This is a genomic window from Pseudomonas sp. HY7a-MNA-CIBAN-0227 (assembly GCF_040310325.1).
Lineage (GTDB): Bacteria > Pseudomonadota > Gammaproteobacteria > Pseudomonadales > Pseudomonadaceae > Aquipseudomonas.
This window is the reverse complement of sequence record NZ_JBEOPT010000069.1, coordinates 1-290: the sequence shown is the minus strand read 5'-3', so window position 1 is coordinate 290 and position 290 is coordinate 1. Positions and strand designations below refer to the sequence as shown.

The window sequence follows — 290 nt, the reverse complement described above, 5'->3', positions numbered from 1 at the left end:
TCGCCACCCTGTCCGCCGGTAACCCGGACATGGCCGTTGCCGTGCGCTCCTCGGCCACCGCCGAAGACTTGCCGGACGCCTCCTTTGCCGGCCAGCAGGAAACCTTCCTCAACATTCGCGGCGTCGAAAACGTGATCCGCGCGGCCAAGGAAGTGTTTGCCTCCCTCTTTAATGACCGTGCGATTTCCTACCGCGTACACCAGGGTTTCGACCACAAGCTGGTGGCCCTGTCTGCCGGCGTGCAGCGCATGGTGCGTTCGGAAACCGGCACGGCCGGCGTGATGTTCACC

The 290-nt window shown here is 64.1% G+C and carries 1 protein-coding gene; it reads left to right on the top strand.

Annotation, left to right across the window (positions count from 1 at the left end):
* Positions 1 to 290 (top strand): PEP/pyruvate-binding domain-containing protein (locus AAEZ06_RS27015; protein ID WP_350617140.1); only part of this gene is annotated, 290 nt, incomplete at both ends.